Source organism: Ligilactobacillus salivarius DSM 20555 = ATCC 11741 (assembly GCF_001435955.1).
Lineage (GTDB): Bacteria > Bacillota > Bacilli > Lactobacillales > Lactobacillaceae > Ligilactobacillus > Ligilactobacillus salivarius.
In genome coordinates, this window is the sequence record NZ_AYYT01000012.1 from 39,389 (window position 1) to 57,821 (window position 18,433).

Annotated in this window: 21 protein-coding genes and 1 pseudogene; 3 read left to right on the forward strand and 19 right to left on the reverse strand. The window is 33.7% G+C overall.

Annotated elements, in window-relative coordinates:
* Positions 1–18: 18 nt before the first annotated feature.
* The 8 genes from bsh to FC55_RS06400 form a co-directional block, all read right to left on the reverse strand.
* Complete coding sequence (bsh, locus tag FC55_RS06370; RefSeq protein ID WP_003699092.1) at positions 19–993, reverse strand: choloylglycine hydrolase; 975 nt, start codon at positions 991–993, stop codon at positions 19–21.
* Positions 994–1,084: 91 nt separating this feature from the next.
* A complete protein-coding gene (locus FC55_RS06375) occupies positions 1,085–1,309 on the reverse strand; it encodes a hypothetical protein (protein WP_003699091.1) in 225 nt (74 codons plus the stop codon).
* A 45-nt stretch (positions 1,310–1,354) separates the two neighbouring features.
* Positions 1,355–1,594, reverse strand: a complete 240-nt coding sequence (locus FC55_RS06380) for a hypothetical protein (protein ID WP_003699090.1) — start codon at positions 1,592–1,594, stop codon at positions 1,355–1,357.
* A gap of 216 nt (positions 1,595–1,810) precedes the next feature.
* Positions 1,811–1,996, reverse strand: coding sequence for a YjcQ family protein (locus FC55_RS10090; protein WP_308738492.1), 186 nt, complete (start codon positions 1,994–1,996; stop codon positions 1,811–1,813).
* Positions 1,980–2,123: a YjcQ family protein gene (locus FC55_RS10095; protein ID WP_003699087.1), complete on the reverse strand. Its 144-nt coding sequence runs from the start codon at positions 2,121–2,123 to the stop codon at positions 1,980–1,982. The genes FC55_RS10090 and FC55_RS10095 overlap by 17 nt, the downstream gene beginning before the upstream one ends.
* 45 nt (positions 2,124–2,168) lie before the next feature.
* Positions 2,169–2,387 carry a hypothetical protein gene (locus FC55_RS06390; RefSeq protein ID WP_003699086.1) on the reverse strand — a complete coding sequence of 73 codons (219 nt, stop codon included), beginning with the start codon at positions 2,385–2,387 and terminating at the stop codon, positions 2,169–2,171.
* On the reverse strand, positions 2,380–3,036 hold the full coding sequence (locus FC55_RS06395) for a hypothetical protein (protein ID WP_003699084.1): 657 nt from the start codon (positions 3,034–3,036) through the stop codon (positions 2,380–2,382). The genes FC55_RS06390 and FC55_RS06395 overlap by 8 nt, the downstream gene beginning before the upstream one ends.
* Before the next feature lie 44 nt (positions 3,037–3,080).
* A complete protein-coding gene (locus tag FC55_RS06400; RefSeq protein WP_003699083.1) occupies positions 3,081–3,347 on the reverse strand; it encodes a hypothetical protein in 267 nt (88 codons plus the stop codon).
* Between the two features lie 492 nt (positions 3,348–3,839).
* On the opposite strand from FC55_RS06400, the gene xerS reads away from it, so the two are divergent.
* Positions 3,840–4,937, forward strand: a complete 1,098-nt coding sequence (gene xerS / locus FC55_RS06405; protein WP_003699082.1) for a tyrosine recombinase XerS — start codon at positions 3,840–3,842, stop codon at positions 4,935–4,937.
* A gap of 47 nt (positions 4,938–4,984) precedes the next feature.
* Here the strand turns inward: xerS and aroD are convergent, their stop codons facing one another.
* From aroD to FC55_RS06430, 5 genes are read right to left on the reverse strand one after another with little or no spacing between them, the layout of a single operon-like run.
* Positions 4,985–5,743, reverse strand: coding sequence for a type I 3-dehydroquinate dehydratase (gene aroD / locus FC55_RS06410; RefSeq protein WP_003699081.1), 759 nt, complete (start codon positions 5,741–5,743; stop codon positions 4,985–4,987).
* 12 nt (positions 5,744–5,755) lie between these two features.
* Positions 5,756–6,631: a shikimate dehydrogenase gene (locus tag FC55_RS06415; RefSeq protein WP_003699080.1), complete on the reverse strand. Its 876-nt coding sequence runs from the start codon at positions 6,629–6,631 to the stop codon at positions 5,756–5,758.
* 20 nt (positions 6,632–6,651) lie between these two features.
* Positions 6,652–8,367, reverse strand: coding sequence for an FAD-binding protein (locus FC55_RS06420; RefSeq protein WP_003699079.1), 1,716 nt, complete (start codon positions 8,365–8,367; stop codon positions 6,652–6,654).
* Between the two features lie 18 nt (positions 8,368–8,385).
* Complete coding sequence (locus tag FC55_RS06425; protein WP_003699078.1) at positions 8,386–9,213, reverse strand: SDR family NAD(P)-dependent oxidoreductase; 828 nt, start codon at positions 9,211–9,213, stop codon at positions 8,386–8,388.
* 28 nt (positions 9,214–9,241) lie between these two features.
* Positions 9,242–10,078 carry a sugar phosphate isomerase/epimerase family protein gene (locus FC55_RS06430; protein ID WP_003699077.1) on the reverse strand — a complete coding sequence of 279 codons (837 nt, stop codon included), beginning with the start codon at positions 10,076–10,078 and terminating at the stop codon, positions 9,242–9,244.
* 158 nt (positions 10,079–10,236) lie between these two features.
* On the opposite strand from FC55_RS06430, the gene FC55_RS06435 reads away from it, so the two are divergent.
* On the forward strand, positions 10,237–11,133 hold the full coding sequence (locus FC55_RS06435) for a LysR family transcriptional regulator (RefSeq protein ID WP_003699076.1): 897 nt from the start codon (positions 10,237–10,239) through the stop codon (positions 11,131–11,133).
* A gap of 51 nt (positions 11,134–11,184) precedes the next feature.
* Here FC55_RS06435 and FC55_RS06440 read toward each other — a convergent pair whose 3' ends face one another.
* Complete coding sequence (locus tag FC55_RS06440; protein WP_003699075.1) at positions 11,185–12,405, reverse strand: MFS transporter; 1,221 nt, start codon at positions 12,403–12,405, stop codon at positions 11,185–11,187.
* A 312-nt stretch (positions 12,406–12,717) separates the two neighbouring features.
* Between FC55_RS06440 and FC55_RS06445 the strand changes: the two genes are divergently transcribed.
* The gene (locus tag FC55_RS06445) at positions 12,718–13,917 is read left to right on the forward strand and encodes an MFS transporter (protein WP_003703280.1); all 1,200 of its coding nucleotides are present in this window, start codon (positions 12,718–12,720) and stop codon (positions 13,915–13,917) included.
* A 438-nt stretch (positions 13,918–14,355) separates the two neighbouring features.
* Here the strand turns inward: FC55_RS06445 and FC55_RS06450 are convergent.
* The 5 genes and pseudogenes from FC55_RS06450 to FC55_RS06470 all read right to left on the reverse strand — a co-directional run.
* A pseudogene (locus tag FC55_RS06450) lies at positions 14,356–15,042 on the reverse strand (IS3 family transposase); the annotation flags it as partial.
* A 215-nt stretch (positions 15,043–15,257) separates the two neighbouring features.
* Positions 15,258–15,386, reverse strand: a complete 129-nt coding sequence (locus FC55_RS10215) for a hypothetical protein (RefSeq protein ID WP_003699069.1) — start codon at positions 15,384–15,386, stop codon at positions 15,258–15,260.
* 36 nt (positions 15,387–15,422) lie between these two features.
* Complete coding sequence (locus FC55_RS10075) at positions 15,423–15,539, reverse strand: transposase (RefSeq protein ID WP_003699068.1); 117 nt, start codon at positions 15,537–15,539, stop codon at positions 15,423–15,425.
* A gap of 239 nt (positions 15,540–15,778) precedes the next feature.
* Positions 15,779–17,683, reverse strand: coding sequence for a heavy metal translocating P-type ATPase (locus tag FC55_RS06460; protein WP_003699067.1), 1,905 nt, complete (start codon positions 17,681–17,683; stop codon positions 15,779–15,781).
* Positions 17,684–18,002: 319 nt separating this feature from the next.
* Positions 18,003–18,236 (reverse strand): heavy-metal-associated domain-containing protein, encoded by a 234-nt coding sequence (locus FC55_RS06470; RefSeq protein ID WP_035149228.1) that lies wholly within the window; start codon positions 18,234–18,236, stop codon positions 18,003–18,005.
* Positions 18,237–18,433: the final 197 nt, after the last annotated feature.

Here is an 18,433-nt window from a genome sequence, read left to right on the forward strand (position 1 = left end):
TGATACCAGTTATTTTGCTTAATTCAACTTATTTATTACTTGTTTTCTTTCAAATGGATATGCAATTAACCTATTACCATTCTTATCTTCATTTAAAGTAACAGCTACTATTTGTCTATTTTCATAGGTTGTATAATATAACGTTTTGTTGTCCAAATCATAGCAATTCGAATATACAGTATATTCTTCTTTTCCTGATTCTGTCTTATTAACGCCCTTTATCTGTTCTACTGTCCCTAGTATATGGAAAAACTGAGTAATATCTTCTTCTACGGTCGTCCCTTTACTTGAATTTAACTTGCTAAAAGCAGCTCTCACAAAACGAGATTCGGGAGATACATCGCCTGGTAAGCCAATACCACCAAAACCGGTACCGTCTACCTTTAAATCCACGCTATCTGAGAATGTATTTTGTGGTGTACTGATAGATAAGTTGCGATATTTATTCAGATTGTACATCTGATAATTAAATTCCGGATTATTAGTCAATACTCCAATTGGATTATCATAAATATGTACGCCAGATTTAGTTACTTCTACTACGATGGATTTTTCTCTATCTGCAATTAACCAATGTAACCCTGCTAAAGGTAATTGTTCGCTAAAACTAAGATTAATGAGATTTATTCTTTCAACTAAATTTCTTGCTTCATTAACATCGCTACACTGTCCCAGAATCCATGGAATAAACTCGAACGGCGTAATATTATCTTTATCATTCTCTAAAGCATCGCTATAATATGCATTTCCAGGAAAATTCAATCCTGCCATTCCTAGTCCATCCTCATTAATAGCATCAAAATACAGTGGATAATCATTAGCGACAATTCCAACACCTATTAATGATTTATGATTCTTTATAGCTTTTTCCTTTCTAAATTTAAACTCATATTCAGCCGGAGTAATGATTACCTGCTCGCCATATGAAAAATCCAAATCTAAATTTCTTCCAAAATAATTACTATTACCATTTAAAGTAATTGCTGTACACATTTTTATCACTTCCTATAAAAGTATCAATACCTTTTTAAACTAATAATTGCTAGTAGTTTTTAATTGTAAAAAGCAGTTTAATAGCTATTATCTATTCTTTATCTACTAAATTTACAATATCACCTTCAAACTTTCCATGGACTAATAATCTAGTAATGCCTCTAAGTAAGGCGCGGCCATCAACAACAAGACTATCCACTTCAAATACTGTGCCGTTTTTATCAACTATCTTTCGTCCTGCCTCAATATCTGTTCTCTGTATAGAAATACACGAAATATTTTCACTTTCTAAGTAAAAAACATCTATAGCTTTCATTAGTATCTCTCCAATCTCTTGAGACTACTTAAATCTAGATCAATATTATTCCGTATGCTTATATAACTCTATTCTATTCATATCTTTTAAATAAATGGCATCTCCATAATCTAAACTACCAGTTGTATTATATATAATAGCATCTCCAACATCATTGTCTTCAAGAAAATCTATATCCAGGAGAAAAACTTTTACTATCTTTCCATTCTTTAACCACACATTAACCCATTTACATTGGAATTTATCCAAAATATCATACAAATTAGATTTAATGCTGATTTTCATTTTATAACTAACATCTCCCTTTACTTTGTTGGGACAAATATTATAACTATCTTTTGCCCTTATCTAGATATACCAAATTATATATAACTTCATTCACATCTATTATACTACTTTTCAATTTATGCAATCGATCTCTAGCGTAATAGAGACTTTCCTCTTTGCTAAATATAAGTCTGTATTTTTTATTGTATACAAAAAAAGCACCCATTACGAGTGCTACATCAACGGCAACCAATCTTTAGTTTCTTTAAGCGTATTGTATGCCTTTCTTATCAAAGAATTTTCTTCTAAGTACTGAATGATATACCAACTTCTAGGATGGTTAATTTGACTCATCTCTGGTGGTATTACATCTAGAAACTCAATGCCTTTAATATAACCATCATCATAGTGTTTGATAATACTGTCTGTCTGAAATACCTAATCTATTAGCATTAAGTGATTCAATGTTTGGCTCCAAACCATTCTCGTAACAATCGTTCAAGTACTTTAGAATTTTAGTTGCTACTTTTGCATAACTAATATTCATCAATAAAATGCTCTCCTATTGTCTTATCTCCTATTTTAAAGGATACTATTTTTCAGGATTTGTATATGGAATATATATCTCATAACTCAAATCATATGGATAAAGTACCCATCCTTCCTTATCTTCATAGCTCTTATTATTAAAGGCTGGACCTAAATAGCATGTTTTACCACCAATAACGGTCTCTAATTCATCATTTATAGACAATTCAAACTTAAGCCAATCTAGTCTTTCTTTTATAACATCACTCTTTACTCTAATCATCTTTCCAGCCTCCTTTTTTAAGAATTGTAAATTCTGATTTAGTTGGTTTTCTCCAACTCTTTCTTTCCTTCAACTTTCCATCATTATCAAAGATTCTATAAGTTTTTATTTCACCTTCTCTATCTCTTAACTTCATTACTACATTAGGTTTATTATATATTTTACTATCATTTTTATCACCTTCAGTATATGTATACTGAATATCCTCCTCAGTATTTTCTTCTTTATTATCACGTTTACCAATACCAGATACAATCCCTGCAGCTAATGCTTTCTTCAAGCTATCTGCTTTTTCATCAGCTTCTACTTCAGTAGGAATTCTACGATAACGGCAATTAGGATGTGAACTTCCTGGAATTCTTGGACTAGCTTCATCATCAACTTTGTATGGTCCCAAAGCTCCAATGACTAAGCATTTCTTACAAGCTCCAGGTTCTGTTACCCAATCAAAATACTTTATTTTGTTTTCTTTGAAGAAGATGTCTGTTAATTCATCTTCACGAGCTGCAGCTTCTGTTCTTGCTAACCTTTTAGCTGATACAGTAGCATCTATCAAAGCTTTAGGTATGTTATCATTTCTCATGCTTTTAGCATTTCCTGGAAATAACTTCTCAGCTATATCTTGAGCTCTCATACCTTGCCTAAACATAGAATTTAAATTTCTATCAATTCGATTTAGTATTTGATCATGATCTAACCATAAACGTTCTGTCCATAAAACAAAATTATTATCTTGATTAGAGAATACATAATTATCTTTAGATATTGGATTAATCTTGCTTTTTTAGGAGATTGCAAATTTTTCTTTTGATAATAATATTCTTCATCAACAGCAGTTTTATTATTTTTTCTAATCACTTTCGCAACTTTATGAGTCATTCTAATTAAAGCTATGCCTAAAGTAGCTGTAATTAACTTTCCTAGCGACATTTGACTAATTGCAAGGTAATAGTCCAACATTAAAAGCACCCAATTTCTTGGATGCAAAAATGAATATAACGAAAGTGGACAGGATTTGAACCTGCAACTGTCCGACTATCCTACATGCTTTTCCTTATAAGAACGACAAGTTAATTCCACTAGATAAACCTGCCTCTACAGGAGCGGGATCTTGAATACCATGCTAGTGGGCATATAGTACCAAGCTAATACGCAAATCTTATCAAGTACTGGGTCATTTTTCTTGGTAAGTAGCCGTTGTTTTCCCCTTTAAAACTACTTCACTCTCATTATTTATTTTTCCATATTTTTTTCGCATATCCAATATGAAATCTTTGCATTTTTCTTTTCCAAACTAAAGAACAATCTAACTAACTTAGTTTATTTCATACCATTTACCACTTAACATATATATTTACATTATGAATTAACACAAAGTATAAGTTATATTTAACACGAAACTTAAATTTCATGGTATAATACTATTATCAAATGAATGTTCGGAGGATAACTATGCAAAAAGAAGTTGCAAATAAAAAAATCGATGAGTTGCTACATAAGCTCCCTTATTATATGAATGATTTTGTTATTGTAAAAACCGCTGATGAATATTCTCCTAATACTATTCTTGAATACTTGAAGAATTTCCATCAATTTTTGATTTGGTTGATTGAAAATCATTATGTTAACGAAAATAAAACTAGTGATATCGCCCCAGAATCGCTTGATAAGCTTACAGTTCGTACTGCTACTGAATACAAATCTTATCTTTTACGCCGAAAAAAGCAAAATAAAAAAGCTCTTGATAAAAATGGTCATAAAGAAGAATCTACTGAGACTCTATCTAAAGTAACTATTCAGCGCAATATCACTGCTTTAAAGGTGATCTTTAAGTTCTTAAGCAGAAGTGCTAATAACTCTCAAGAAAAACCTTTTTTAACACACGACGTTATGCAAAGTATTGATAATGTGGCTGATAAGCAAACTCTACAAGCTAGAGCTGATGCCTTAGAAGAAAAGTTATTTTTGGATGATGAAACTGATGAATATCTGCAATATATCAAAGAAGTTTATCCTCAGTCATTATCTACTCAAGCTAAGAAATTCTACAATCGCGATGTTGAAAGAGATTTAGCTATTAACGCTTTAATGTTAGGATCCGGTCTCCGCTTATCTGAAGTTGTCAATATCAATATTGAAGATTTAGATTTCGAAAACAATCGAGTTGCTGTACTTAGAAAAGGAAATAAAAAAGACTCTGTTAGGATTGCCGCTTTTGCAATGGAATATTTAGCTAATTATCGTGATATTCGTGCTAGCCGTTATCGTGCAGACAAATATGAAAAAGCATTCTTCTTAGCTATTAGTCGTGGTGGTTCCAAACGCATTACTGGCTCTGCTATTGAAAAAATGGTTTCCAAATACTCTAAAGGGTTTAAAGTTAGAGTTACTCCTCATAAGTTGAGACACACTTTGGCTACTAGATTGTATAAACAGACTAATAATCTTGTCTTAACTGCACAACAATTGGGACATAGCTCAACTGCTACAACTACTCTTTATACTCATATTGATAATGATGAAACTACGGATGCGTTAAATTCTTTATAATACACAAAAAAGAAGTTGAACCAAAAGTTGATTCAACTTCTTTTTGTTTATTCAATCTTTAATGTATCTAAAATTCCTTTTAAATTGGTACTTTCAATCTGCCCCGGTGCGGAAGCATCACCTACCGTACCGAATGTTAGACAAGAGCCAAAGACTTCACCACTTATTCTGGTTACCTTACCTAAGTCTCCCATCGCCATTGTAATTAATGGACAATTTAATTTGTACTTCATATTATCTGTGGCTAGCAATAGATTTAAAACATCACGTGCACTATTAGGCATTACTGCAATTTTAGCAATATCAGCACCAAAAGTCTTCATCAAAGTTAGGCGTCTTTCTAATTCAGAAGTTGCAGGAGTTTTATCGAAGTCATGATTACTCATGATAATATAGATATTATTTTCATGAGCTTCAGCAATAAGTTCCTTTAGCTTACTTGTTTTTCTGAACAATTCTAAGTCCAACAAATCTGTTGCCTTTTCTTTAATCAATACGCGACAAATATCAAAATATTCTTCTTCTGATAATTTTTTAACTCCACCTTCGAAATGAGTTCTAAATGTAGTTAATAAAGGCATTTCACTCATAACTTGGCGTAGTTTTTTGGCTGTTTCAACCAACTTTTCAGCATCTTCAACTTGATCAAAGAAATCTATTCTCCATTCAATTAAATCAGCGTTATTACTAGACATAATTGTTTCAGCTTGTTTTATGATATCATCACTTGATTTTCCGGTAATTGGAACAGCTATTTTAGGACGACCCGTACCGAATTCAACATTTCTTACTTTGACTATCCTCATCAAATTCACCGCCTAGTTATCTTCACTAAATAATAGTTCTCTGATGTAGTCTACAGGCATATCTTCACCTGTCCATAACTTGAATGCTTCTGCACCTTGTTCTAACATCATACCTAAGCCATTAAGAACGTGATCTACGCCAGCTTCTTTAGCAACTTTCATTAATTTTGTTTCTCTTGGTGCATAAACTGTATCGAAAACAATCATATCTTTGTGGAACCAACTAGGATCTTCAACTAATGTCATGTCTTCTAATGGTTTCATACCTACACCTGTAGCATCGCAATAGATGTAACTTGAAGCAATTTCCTTCTTAAAGTCTTCTTTATCTTCTAGATAATGTAGTGTTGCTTTACAATCTGTTTCACGATTGATGATTTCAACGTTCTTTTCAGCTTGTGCCCATTGAGCATCATCTAAATTGAAGATAGAAATTTCCTTTACTCCATCAAGTGCTGCTTGAATTGCGATTGGAGTACCAGCACCACCAGCACCTGCTAATGTCATCTTCTTACCACGAATGTCTAAGCCTTCATCAGCTAAAGACTTCATGAAACCTGTTCCGTCAGTTGTATATCCAGTTAATACACCATTATCGTTTACAACTGTATTTACAGCACCAGCCATTTTAGCTGCTGGATCTAATTTATCCAAATAAGGAATAATCTTTTGCTTATTTGGCATAGATACGTTAGATCCACGCATATCTAAAGTTCTAATTGCATCTACAGCTTTTTCTAGTTTATCATTATCAATTTCAAATGCTAAATATGCATAGTTTAAACCTAATTTAGCAAAAGCATTGTTATGCATTGTTGGTGACATAGAATGTCTAATAGGATATGCCATCAAACCAATTAATAAAGTATGTCCATCGATACGTTCCATTTTAATTATCCCCTTTAAAGTTAATTTTCACTTATTTCAGCTGCTTCTTTTCCTGCTACAAATCCGGAAGAAATGCCCCATGAGTTCATCATACTTGGCATAGAATCGTGTCCATTTGCTCCACCGATTACTTCACCTGCAGCAACTACATTAGCCAATTTATTACCATTTTCAAATTGTAGATGTAGATCTGCATCTGTTACAAATCCACCTAATGTGGTTGCAAAACGATCACGTTGTTCAATGATGTAAAATTCATCGCCTTCATATTCATGTAAGAATTTACTATCTCGGCCAAATTCTTCATCTTTTCCATGTTTAGCATAGTCATTGTATTTTTGAACAGTTTCACTTAAACCAGCTACATCAATACCTGCTTTTTGTGCAACTTCTTGTAAACTACCCTTCACAAGAATTGGATTACTCTTTCCGTCTTTTGCAAAGTAATCAGCGATTTCACTTTCACTAAAGTCATGTAAGACTAACAACTTGTAGAATTCATCCCATGTTCGCTTATCCATTACTAAGAATGCCACTCTGTCTTTTTGTTTTAAGACTGCATCTCTCAATTCAGCATATACATCAGATTCATTAACGATTCGTTTACCATCTGTATTAACATAAATTGCTCCCATATCAGTAGCAAGTTTAGATGCATATGTTGTTAACTTAGCAATTCCTGGTTCAGTTTCTACCCCATGAGGATATACTTTATACCAGCCTAAGTTTCTTGTCTTCAATTGTAATGGAGCTAAGAATTGATAAGCATCGCCAGTTGATGTCATTGGGCCATAATAGTATAAACCTTGACTTTCTGGTCCACGCATCTTTGTATTAGCACCATAACCACCGGAAGCTAGAACTACTGCCGAAGCAAAAATCTTGGTTGTTTTATGCTTTCCTTCAGTCACAATACCAGTAATTTTATCACCGTCAGTTATAACTTCTTCTACTCGACTATCAAGTAAGATTTGGCCACCTTTTTCTTCAAAAGCTTTAGCAACTTTAGTGATAAATTCATAACTACTTGATGTTGGTAATTCAACTTGACGTTCAACTGAATGTTCTGGTGTTTGAGTTTGAGCTTTTCGATATTCTAAACCAGCAAATTCAGAAATAAAATCAATTGCATCACCAATGTTATTTGCCATTAAATTAGTTAACTCAGGAACATTAGTGTCTTTTGATTCACGTCTAACATCATCTGCTAATTTTTCTGGTGTATCATTATCTGCTCCATCACCAAAAATATTCTTAGCAACTTTAGAGCCTGTTGCAGTTACATTAGAACCATTTAGGATTGTAGCTCCACCTAGGTAACCATTTTTTTCTACTAAAATTACTTTCTTTCCTAATTTTAAGGCGCGACATCCAGCAACTAAGCCAGCTTCTCCACCACCAATAACAACAACATCTGTATGCAATTCTTCAGTTATATGAGGAATATCTTTTTTCTTAGAATCAATCTTTACTTCTGCTTCTTCCACCGCATCTTTAGCTGATTTCAAAATTGCATCACTCATGACAGTAGCGCCACTAATTGCATCAATATCAAAACTTTGATTATCAAGAATATCATCTCTTAATTTTGAGAAAACTTGATTAAAGATACCTTTTGTTTCAGAATGTTTCTTTACATCAACATTTACAATTTCTTGATTTTCAACTCCAATTTCCAAATCAATTGGTCCGTTATGCCCTTGAGCTTGAGCAGTAATTACTTTCTTTTCAGTCATATTTTTCACTCCACTAAATTACTTCTTGTGGTGGTCAATTGCATATTGACGACGTCCACCTGGCTTTGGAATCATATCTTGCATCATAATACCGATACCACCATCAACATTGATCTCATCACCATTTGTATAATCTGAACGATCACTTGCTAAGAATAGTACAGTATTAGAAATATCCTTCAATTCACCAATACGCTTGCTTGCTACTAAACGACTACGTCCATCTTCAACTTCCTTATCTTTGTAGAAGTCTTTTGATAATGGAGTTTTAACTAAGCAAGGAAGTACACAGTTACTACGTACACCAAATTGTCCCCATTCAGCTGCTATTTGTTTGGAAATCATGTTTACAGCAGCTTTGGTTGTACTATATGCACCAGAGTATGTTTCTGGGAAATGAGAAGCAACTGTTGAAATATGAACCATTGTACCTTTCTTTTGTTTAATCATTTGACGACCAAATCGTTGAGAAGTTAAGAAATAACCATTAATGTTAATATTAATTTGTTGTTTCCATTCATCAAATGTTAAATCTTCTAATGGTGAGAAACGAAGAATTGCTGCTGTGTTAACCAATACGTCAACACGACCAAATTTATCAACTACCTTCTTTACAGCTTCATCTACATCATGTTCATCTGTAGAATTACATACAACTGCAAGTGTTTCTACTTTAAATTCATCAGCTAATTCTTTACTTAATTTTTCAACACGTTCTTCAGCGATATCCATCAATACTAATTTAGCGCCTTGTTCAGCAAAGTCATGAGAAAACTTTGTTCCCATACCACCAGCAGCACCTGTAATTACAACAACTTTATCTCTTAATCCTAACCATTCAGTCATAAATATTAACCTCTTTTCTTCAATTCAATTAGTCTAAAATTTCTGGCCAAGCTTCTTTCAAAACTTTTTCTGTATTCTTATAAGTATAATCAGCTACCCAATCAATACCTTTGGACATATAGTTATCAGAAATAACTTCAACCCCAACAACTTTTGGATCGATACCTGCTTCCTTGATCATCTTTAAGAATGCTACTGTGTCAGCTTGTCCCACACCTGGAGCTAAACGATCATGCATTGATTCGTCTCTCAAGATTGAATCTGCATATGGTCTTTCATAAGCATCATCAATTTGGATAGAAATAACTTTCTTAGCTTGTTCTTTTGTCAATAAATCATAAGGTTGGTTAGCACGAACCCAGTGCCATGTATCCAATAGCATCATTGCGTTATCACAATCAGCTTTTTGCAATACTTTCCATGTCTTATCTAAGTTTGGTAAGCCACTATATGGCATTGGTTCAAGGGCAATGATTAAATCTCCAGCTCTATCACATAACTCTCTAAGTTTTTGTGCAGTATAGTCTACAGGATAATCTTCCATTAAACCTGTATTAATATGCTTTACACCAAATAGTTCACACATATGGAAGCACATTTGTTCCTTATACTTTTGTTCATATGAGCGAGGTTCTTCACACCATTGAACGATGTATTCTACTTCTGTACAAGTGATATTGTATTTATTTAAAATATCTATAATATCTTTATCTGTAAGCCCTTCATTTAAAGCATCTACGTATGTTTCGGTTCTTAAACCGATACCATCATAGCCAGCTTCAGCAGCAGCTTTACAGCGTTGTTCAAATGTACACTTGTCTCCCAATGTCCAAGAACTTATAGTAATAGGATTTTTCTTACTCATAATAAAACCCTCCTCAGAGTTTGTGATTTATTTAATTAATTTTTACACTTTTAATATATATCAATAATTTCTATACGTCTAATTGATATTTTTTCTATAATTGATATAATATTTCTATACGTTGCAATCGTTATCAAAAATTGAAAAGAGGGCCTTTTATGAATTTACAACAATTACAATATCTTCACGTCTTAGCTCAGACTGAGAATTATACACAGGCTGCTGAAATGTTACATATTACACAACCTTCTTTAAGTTACGCAATTAGTTCCTTAGAGAGTCAAGTTAATATCAAATTATTCGAAAAATCTGGTCGAAACATTAAGTTAACTCGTAGTGGGAAAATCTTTGTTGAAGAAAGCTTAGCTGCTATTGAATCACTCAATCGCGCTATTGAAAGAGCCAAGAAATCCGAAAATAACAAAGAAGTTATTAAAATTTCAATGCTACGTTCTATTAGTTCTCACTGGTTACCAGCTACTATTCGAAAATTTTTAGATGATATTCCTGAAGAAAAACAACCTTCCTTTGAATTTGAAAGTGGTATCGGTTTTTCACACTCAATCTTAGACGAATTAAGAGAAGAAAAAGTAGACGTTGCATTCTGTTCAAAGATTGATAACTTGGATGATGTTGATTATTTCCCTGTATATGAACAAAAATTAAAATTCATAACCCCACTTGATCATCCTCTAGCTAATAAAACCAAAATTAATTTGAAAGACACTTTAGACTTTAAATATATTACTTATTCTTCTAATACTGGTTTACGTGCAGAAACTGAACAACTATTTTCAATTTGCGGTGGCACCCCTGATAGTGTCTTCGAAGTTGACGAAGATGAAACTGTAGCTGGTATGGTTGCGGCTAACTTTGGTGTAGGAATTGTCCCAGAAATGCCAATTCTTAGAACATTAGATGTTAAACAAATCCCAATTGAATTTCCTAAGTGGCATCGCTTCATCTACATGGCCACTCTCAAGCGTCATTACCAATCTCCAGCTGCTTTAGATTTCATCAATTTTATTAAGCAAAATTCCGATGCTGGAAAATAATAAGAATCACTAGAATTGAATTCCAATTAATTCATTCTAGTGATTCTTTTTTTAGATGAATTTATACTTGAAGCAACGTACTGCTAAAATTATCATTACGATTATTCCTAACACTGAGACAGCTACATCTAAAACAAATACATGAACTAAACTGGCTGCTGTATCATCTAGGATAAAAGTAGACACAATCGGACCCACAAAATATGTTAAAGCAGCCGCAAAACTATAGTATCCTGTAACTCTCCCTTTTTCTCGTGGAAAATAACGAGATAAAATTGTTAGACCAACTTGCCATATACCACCTGCTGCAAAAAAACCAATTGCGATACTTGTCAAACGTGCAATTGTTGGAGTTGGATGAACAACCATCACAGCTAACATCGCTGCAGCAACAATTGAATATGTCAATAACACTTTAAATGGATGTACCTTTCTAACTACAGTCGATGTAATAAATACCGAAATTAGAGAAGAAATAGCATACCATGAAATCAACGTTTTAGAAAAAACAGGTGTTGATCCAATAACTTTTTCTGCAAATACTGGTGCATATTGTGAGTACATATAAAATATAAATGATAAAGTAAATCCTAATATTACCATTCCTACCCCATCAATTAAAACAGAAGGCTTGTTTGTAGAAGTTTCCAAGATTTCTTTTTGTTCACTAACTGTTTCTTTAACTATTGTTTCATTTTTACCAAAATTAGTTACACTCACTTTCAATAGAAGTAATCCTAGCATCACTGCCATAGCTGGAATAATGATGTATGCACTGTGTACTGCTGCAATTACTAACGGTAAGATCGTTTGCGATAATGACATTGAAGCTTTTACTAGGGCATTCATACTAGCAGGTTTCTCTGGAAATTTCTCCGTTAATAAAGGATAGCTACCAGAATCATTAAATGAATTGGCATTGCCTAAAAATAAACTACAAATTGAAGCCATCCAAATATTTCTACTTATTAATAAACCTATCAAAAATATGATGTTGGAAATTGTTCCGATAATTATAGTATTTTTTCTACCAAATTTATCCGAAAACCAACCCGCTAATAAAACAGTAATCAAATGTCCCAAACCTAACATCGAAATAACAATTGAAATTCCTTTTAGATCTGTATGCCATAATTCCATGAACCAACTATGGAATTGAGAAACCAGAATGATTGATGATCCCCAGACGAAATAATTAAAGTATACATAGAAGGCTAATACTGATCTTTTAGCTTTAGGTTGATTTTTCTTACACACAATAGGGAATTCCATTCCGTCCCCTCCTAACTTGTTATCTTTTTCACATTTATTACACGTTAATTTTATCTATTATTTTCGAAAAATTCCAATAGACTTTATTTATTTTAATTTTCAATTTTATCTATATGTATAATTATTTTATATTTTATATGCTATAAAATTAATATTGGTTACGGTTACTAAAACATTTATAAATAATTAGATCCTATAGAATATTTATATAATTAACTTAAAATATATCAATTAGACAATACTCAATAGATGACTTATATTAAAAATGTAAATAGATTGATAAAAAAATCACAATTAGGTGGGTGGAAAGTCATGAAAAAACAAAATTATGCTGGCGTCGCTGCCAGTGTTTATATCAACTTTGCTTTAGTTGGTATGGCAACAATCATCATTTCACAATACAGTTCTTATTTCCAAAAGGCGTGGAATACTGATGTTAAAGGTATCTCAACTGTACTTTCAGTTGTTGGTATCGGCCGTATCTTAACAATCTTATTTGCCGGTGTTATTTCAGATAAAATTGGTCGTAAAAAAACCATGATTATCGCAATCACTTCCGATATTATTTTCTTATTAGGTGCTGCATTTGCTCACAATCTCTTTATGGCTTGTGTTGCTGCTTTATTCTTTGGTGTTACTAACTCCTTTGGTGATTCAGCTTGTTACCCAGCCCTAACAGATGCTTTCCCAGAAAAATCAGCTACAATGAACTCATTGGTTAAAGCTGCGATGTCATTATGTCAATTCTTGTTCCCATTCTGGGTAGCTTCTGTTTCAAATGCTAGGTTAACTGCAATTATTTTAGCTGTCGCATTATTCTTAGATATTTTACTTGTTATGTGGACACCATTTGCTCCTCATGATGAAAGCAAAAAGACTGAACCAAAGGCTGAAGTTAAGCAAGAAACAACAACTGTTTCATCAGCTAACCAACCAAAAATGGCAATTGATGGTTCCCTAATCATCGCTCTAGGTTTTACAATTTGTTTCACTTTCTACGTATTCTCACAATATATTCCAAACTTTGGAATCAACGTATTAGGTGTTGCACCTGCAACTGCTAAAACTCTATTATCTTGGTACGCAATGTCATCTATGATTTCTGTTTTTGTGACTGCTATTGTTGTTACAAAAGTTAAGCGTTTAACTTTAATCTTACTTTACTCAACATTATCAGCACTTGGCTTATTATTGATGGTACTTTCACCATCTCTAATGACTGCACGTATCGGTAGTATCGCAGTTGGTTTCTTCGGTGCTGGTGGTATCTGGCAAGTTGGTCTATCTGTATTAACAAGTTACTTCCCTACTGGTCATGGTAAGTTGACAAGTTACTATAGTTTCATGGCTTCCTTGACATACTTCTTAGGACCTTTGTTATCCAGTTTCGTAATTAGTGACACTGCAGCAAGTGTACTAAGTGTATTCTGGATTACAGCAGTCGATACTATCATCACTGTTGTTGTAACACTTCTACTTATTCAACGTAGTCGTAAATTTGATGTTAAATAATTGAATTATTAGTACAAAAATACCACTAAATCATAGTTATCAAAACTATTGATCTAGTGGTATTCTTTAGCCTTTTTTATTACAAATGGATGTAAGTCCTAGAGGATGGGACAAAATACCTATCTTCCTGAAAAACAATAAGTGATTTTCAATATTCGAAAATTGCTTATTGTTTTTTTATTTTATCGAAGGTAAGTTAAGCGTGAAGTAGCCATTATATAATTTTTCCAAATTTTGCATTATCAATTCCATACCTATTTCGCCATGGTACTATGTCAAGAAAATAGATAAGTTAAATAGAACAAAGATAATTTTCCTTGTAAAAATCTTATTAGAATCATTATTTCTATCAAGGGCAAGCCCATACGGGAAACCCTTGACAAAAATAATGATTCTAATCCTTTGTTGGCAAGGAAAATAATCTTAAATCATCATCTTTTAAGCTGCTTTATTTACTTTTTGTACTTTATCAAAGTATGTCTGTTCAAATTCTAATGGTGATATGTAGCCACAATGGCTATGAATTCTCACCGTATTATAAAAACCATCTATATATAAAAATACTAATCGTCTATCTTCATTATATGAACTGATATTATATTCATTTAAGCATTCACGCTTAATTATAGCGTGAAAAGACTCAATACAAGCATTATCCCACGGATAAGCTTTCTTTGAATAACTTCTTGTTATTCCAGCTGTTATTTCGCAATACTCTTTAGAGGTGAATTGACTACCTCTATCACTATGAATAATTTTTGGATTACTCTTACGAGTAGCTTTCACTTTATTTATAAGAGATATTATATTTGTGGTCTCCAATGTAGTTGATAAATCCCAAGAAATTATACGCCGTGAAAACAAATCCATGATACTAGTTAGATATACAAATCCTTCTTTAGTTGGAATATAAGTTGTATCAATGCACCAAATCGTATCAGGTACTTCAGGATTAAATTGTTCATCTAGGATGTTTTTCAATTTATTATTAAGGTTGGAATCTCTAGTAGTTACAGTAAAGGGTTTACAGTACTTTGCACGTATTTTTAGTTCTTTCATATATTTTCCAACAGTACGTTCAGAAATTTGTATGCCCATTTTTCTTAGTTTAGCTGTAATTTTGGGTGCACCATAAAGGTGCTAACTTTCTTCCCATATTTCCATGATAAGATCCTTGATTTTTAGCTGACGTTCTTTTGATTTACTCAATCCTTTAGACTTATGTCTATAATATCCTGATTTTGATAATCCTATACGTTTAAGCATTCCAGCTACAGTAGGCTTTTGTTTAGAATTTTCACTTACTTCTTTTATATTCTTATAAATTTCTTCCGTTGTTACTATCCCAGAATGCTTATTGCTTTTTTTAGTACTTCAATCGCTCCTTCTGCGTCTCTTAATTGTCTTTTTAATCTTACAATCTCTTTATCTTTATCGCTAGAATAATTTCCACTTCCTCTAGTTATCACTGATCCATCTTTTTTTGATAATTTAATCCATTTTCTTTATGCACTGACGCTTACTCCTAGTTTTTTAGCAGTGGTATTAATAGAAAGTCCACTATCATAATAATAGTTTACGGCATCTGTTTTAAATTCATCAGTATATGTTTTCTTGGGCATGTAATGTCCTCCTCAATAAAATTATTTAATTATTATACATGATTCTATCACATTTAACTTGTCCCAATTTTATTCTACCTTCAAATATCCAAGGTTAAACCATCTGCATCGATGGCTCGATACAAATAATGCCATTTTCCTTTAAGTTTCTGACCCCATTAAAGACTTTTCCCAATACGCAAAAAACTATTTTTTGAATAAGGGACAATCAGTGCCTATGTTCATCCTCTAATTTATTCTTAAGATATTTTTACTTTCTCTGTAGGTGTTGATACTTCTTTTTGTTCTTTTCGACCTTTCAACTTATACTTCGTTAATCTCATGCCATTGAAAATTACCACCAAGATACTACCTTCATGAACCAACATTCCGATAGACATATTCATCCATTCGCTGAAGAAGACGCTGGTCAACAAGACCAACACTACTCCAATTGAAATCACGATATTTTGTTTCATATTATTTACGGTGGCTTTTACTAATCCTAATGCGTGAGGCAAGTTGCTGAAGTTCGAGTTCATTAAAACGACATCGGATGTTTCAATCGCTACGTCCGTTCCGCTTCCCATTGCGATTCCAATGTCTGCTAAAGCTAAGGACGGACTATCGTTAACGCCATCTCCAACAAAGGCTACAATTTGACCACGTTGTTGTAGTTTTCCGATATAAGCCGCTTTGTCTTCCGGCAACATGTGGCCGTGAGCTTCGGTCAAACCAAGTTCGCCGGCGACCACATCAACGGTTCCTTGGTTATCTCCTGAAAGAACGACTAGATTTTTCACGCCCAAGTCTTTTAATTCCTGCAAATTAGCTTTCACACCCGGACGGACTTGATCGCGAATGCCCATCAGTACTTTTAATTCACCGTCGACCGCGGTCAAAACGAGAGAGTTCCCTTGTTGTTCAAACCGTTTGACATCTTTTTGCACTTTTTTGCTGAGAGTGACATTTTCTTTTTCCATCAAGGCCACATTCCCAACAGCCACTCTATGTCCAGCTACGCTTGAAACGATTCCGCCGCCTTTCACGACTTCAGTTCCTTCAACAGGATAAAAATTTGTTTCTCCAATTTGGTTTAAGACCGCTTTTGCTAATGGATGATCTGATTCCCGTTCCACACTGGCCAGATAGCCAAGCGTTTCAGCAGAATCTTTTTCATACAGTTCAGTCGCTGCAACGGTTGGGTTTCCGACAGTTAAAGTACCTGTCTTATCAAATACAATTGTATCCACATTGCTGAAGTCTTGAATGACTTCACTCCCTTTTAAAAGAACACCGTTACGAGCACCATTCCCGATACCGGCAACGTTTGAGACAGGCACTCCGATAACTAATGCACCTGGGCAACCTAGAACCAAGATGGTGATTGCTAACTCAATATTTTGACTGAACGCCCATACAACAATTGCCAGAACCAAGACAGCTGGTGTGTAGTATTTAGAAAAGCGATCAATGAACCGTTCTGCTTCGGATTTAGAATCTTGTGCTTCTTCCACGAGTTCAATAATTTTTCCAAATGTAGTATCCTCACCAACTCGGTCAGCTCTGATTTGAATCGTTCCGTTTTCTAAAATGGTTCCTGCAAAAACTTCTGCATCAGGTAGCTTGTTGACCGGAACAGCTTCCCCTGTAATGCTAGCTTCATTGATATGCCCTTCGCCCGTAAGGACTGTGCCATCCACTGGAACTTTCGCACCCGTTTTAACGAGCAAGATATCCCCTTCATCTACATCATCCACTTCTACTTCTTCAAATTTGCCATTATCCATTTGTTTCAAGGCGCTTTCGGGTGCCATTTCAGTCAATTCTTTAATAGCAGATCGCGTTTGGTTCAATGTTCGTTGTTCCAAGTAGTGTCCGAATAAGAATAAGAACGTGACAATAGCCGATTCTTCATAATCTTGAATAAAAAGCGCACCAATCGCTGCAATACTGACTAAGACATCAATACTGATAACTTTGACTTTCATTGCTTGAAACGCTTGAATGGCAATTGGCGTAATCCCAAAGACAGAGGCAATGATCAAAGACCACTCTGAAAGTCCTACGTTTTCTAAAACAAAGTGACTGAAGAAACCGAGTGCGATTAACAATCCACTGATAACGGCGATAACATTTTTCTTGCTTAATATATATTGTTGCATGCTTTTTCCCTCCAAATTTAATTTCTCTTTTATTGATAAATACAATATAAGATAATTGCCTAAGTAATTAATTGACTGACATCAAGTTTTGAAAAAATACGTGTCCCTTCTCACTATTTTTTTGATCTAACAGCCTCAATGACACTTATTCCTCTTTACAGTTATAACGATACCCTCTTTTTATCGAATAAAAATTTACGGCTATCAAGTTTAGAAAGTTATCTTTTATCGTTTCTAAGCACCTCGAATCGGATTGCAACAAAAAAGCAATCCCGGAAAAATAGCTTTTCTTCCAGAATTGCCTAGTTCATTTAATCTGTTAAGCTGCCTTGACTTTTACTTTGAGGACCGGATAGCCTACGTTTTCAATAGCTTTTTGAATCTCTTCAATCGAAGTGACAGCTGAATCAAAATTGATTTTGACTTTGCTAGAGTTGAATAATACTTTAATGCTGTCTTTATCAATACCGTTAACTGATTTCAAGGCACCTTCAATTTTTTGCATACAACTTGGACAAGACAACGTTTCTAATTGTAATATAGCTTTTTCCATAATTCCTATCTCCTTTATGTGTTTTTATTTTATCCGCAGCAGATTGCAGATTAATGAACACTTCCTTTTCCTCTTTACAACTGTAGTATAGCTCACTTTTAGCAGACGAAAATTGACGCATATCAAGTTTTGCACTTCTTTTGGTTCTGTTGCAAAGTTTTAAATCTACTTTGAACTACCTGTGATTAAAATCACAG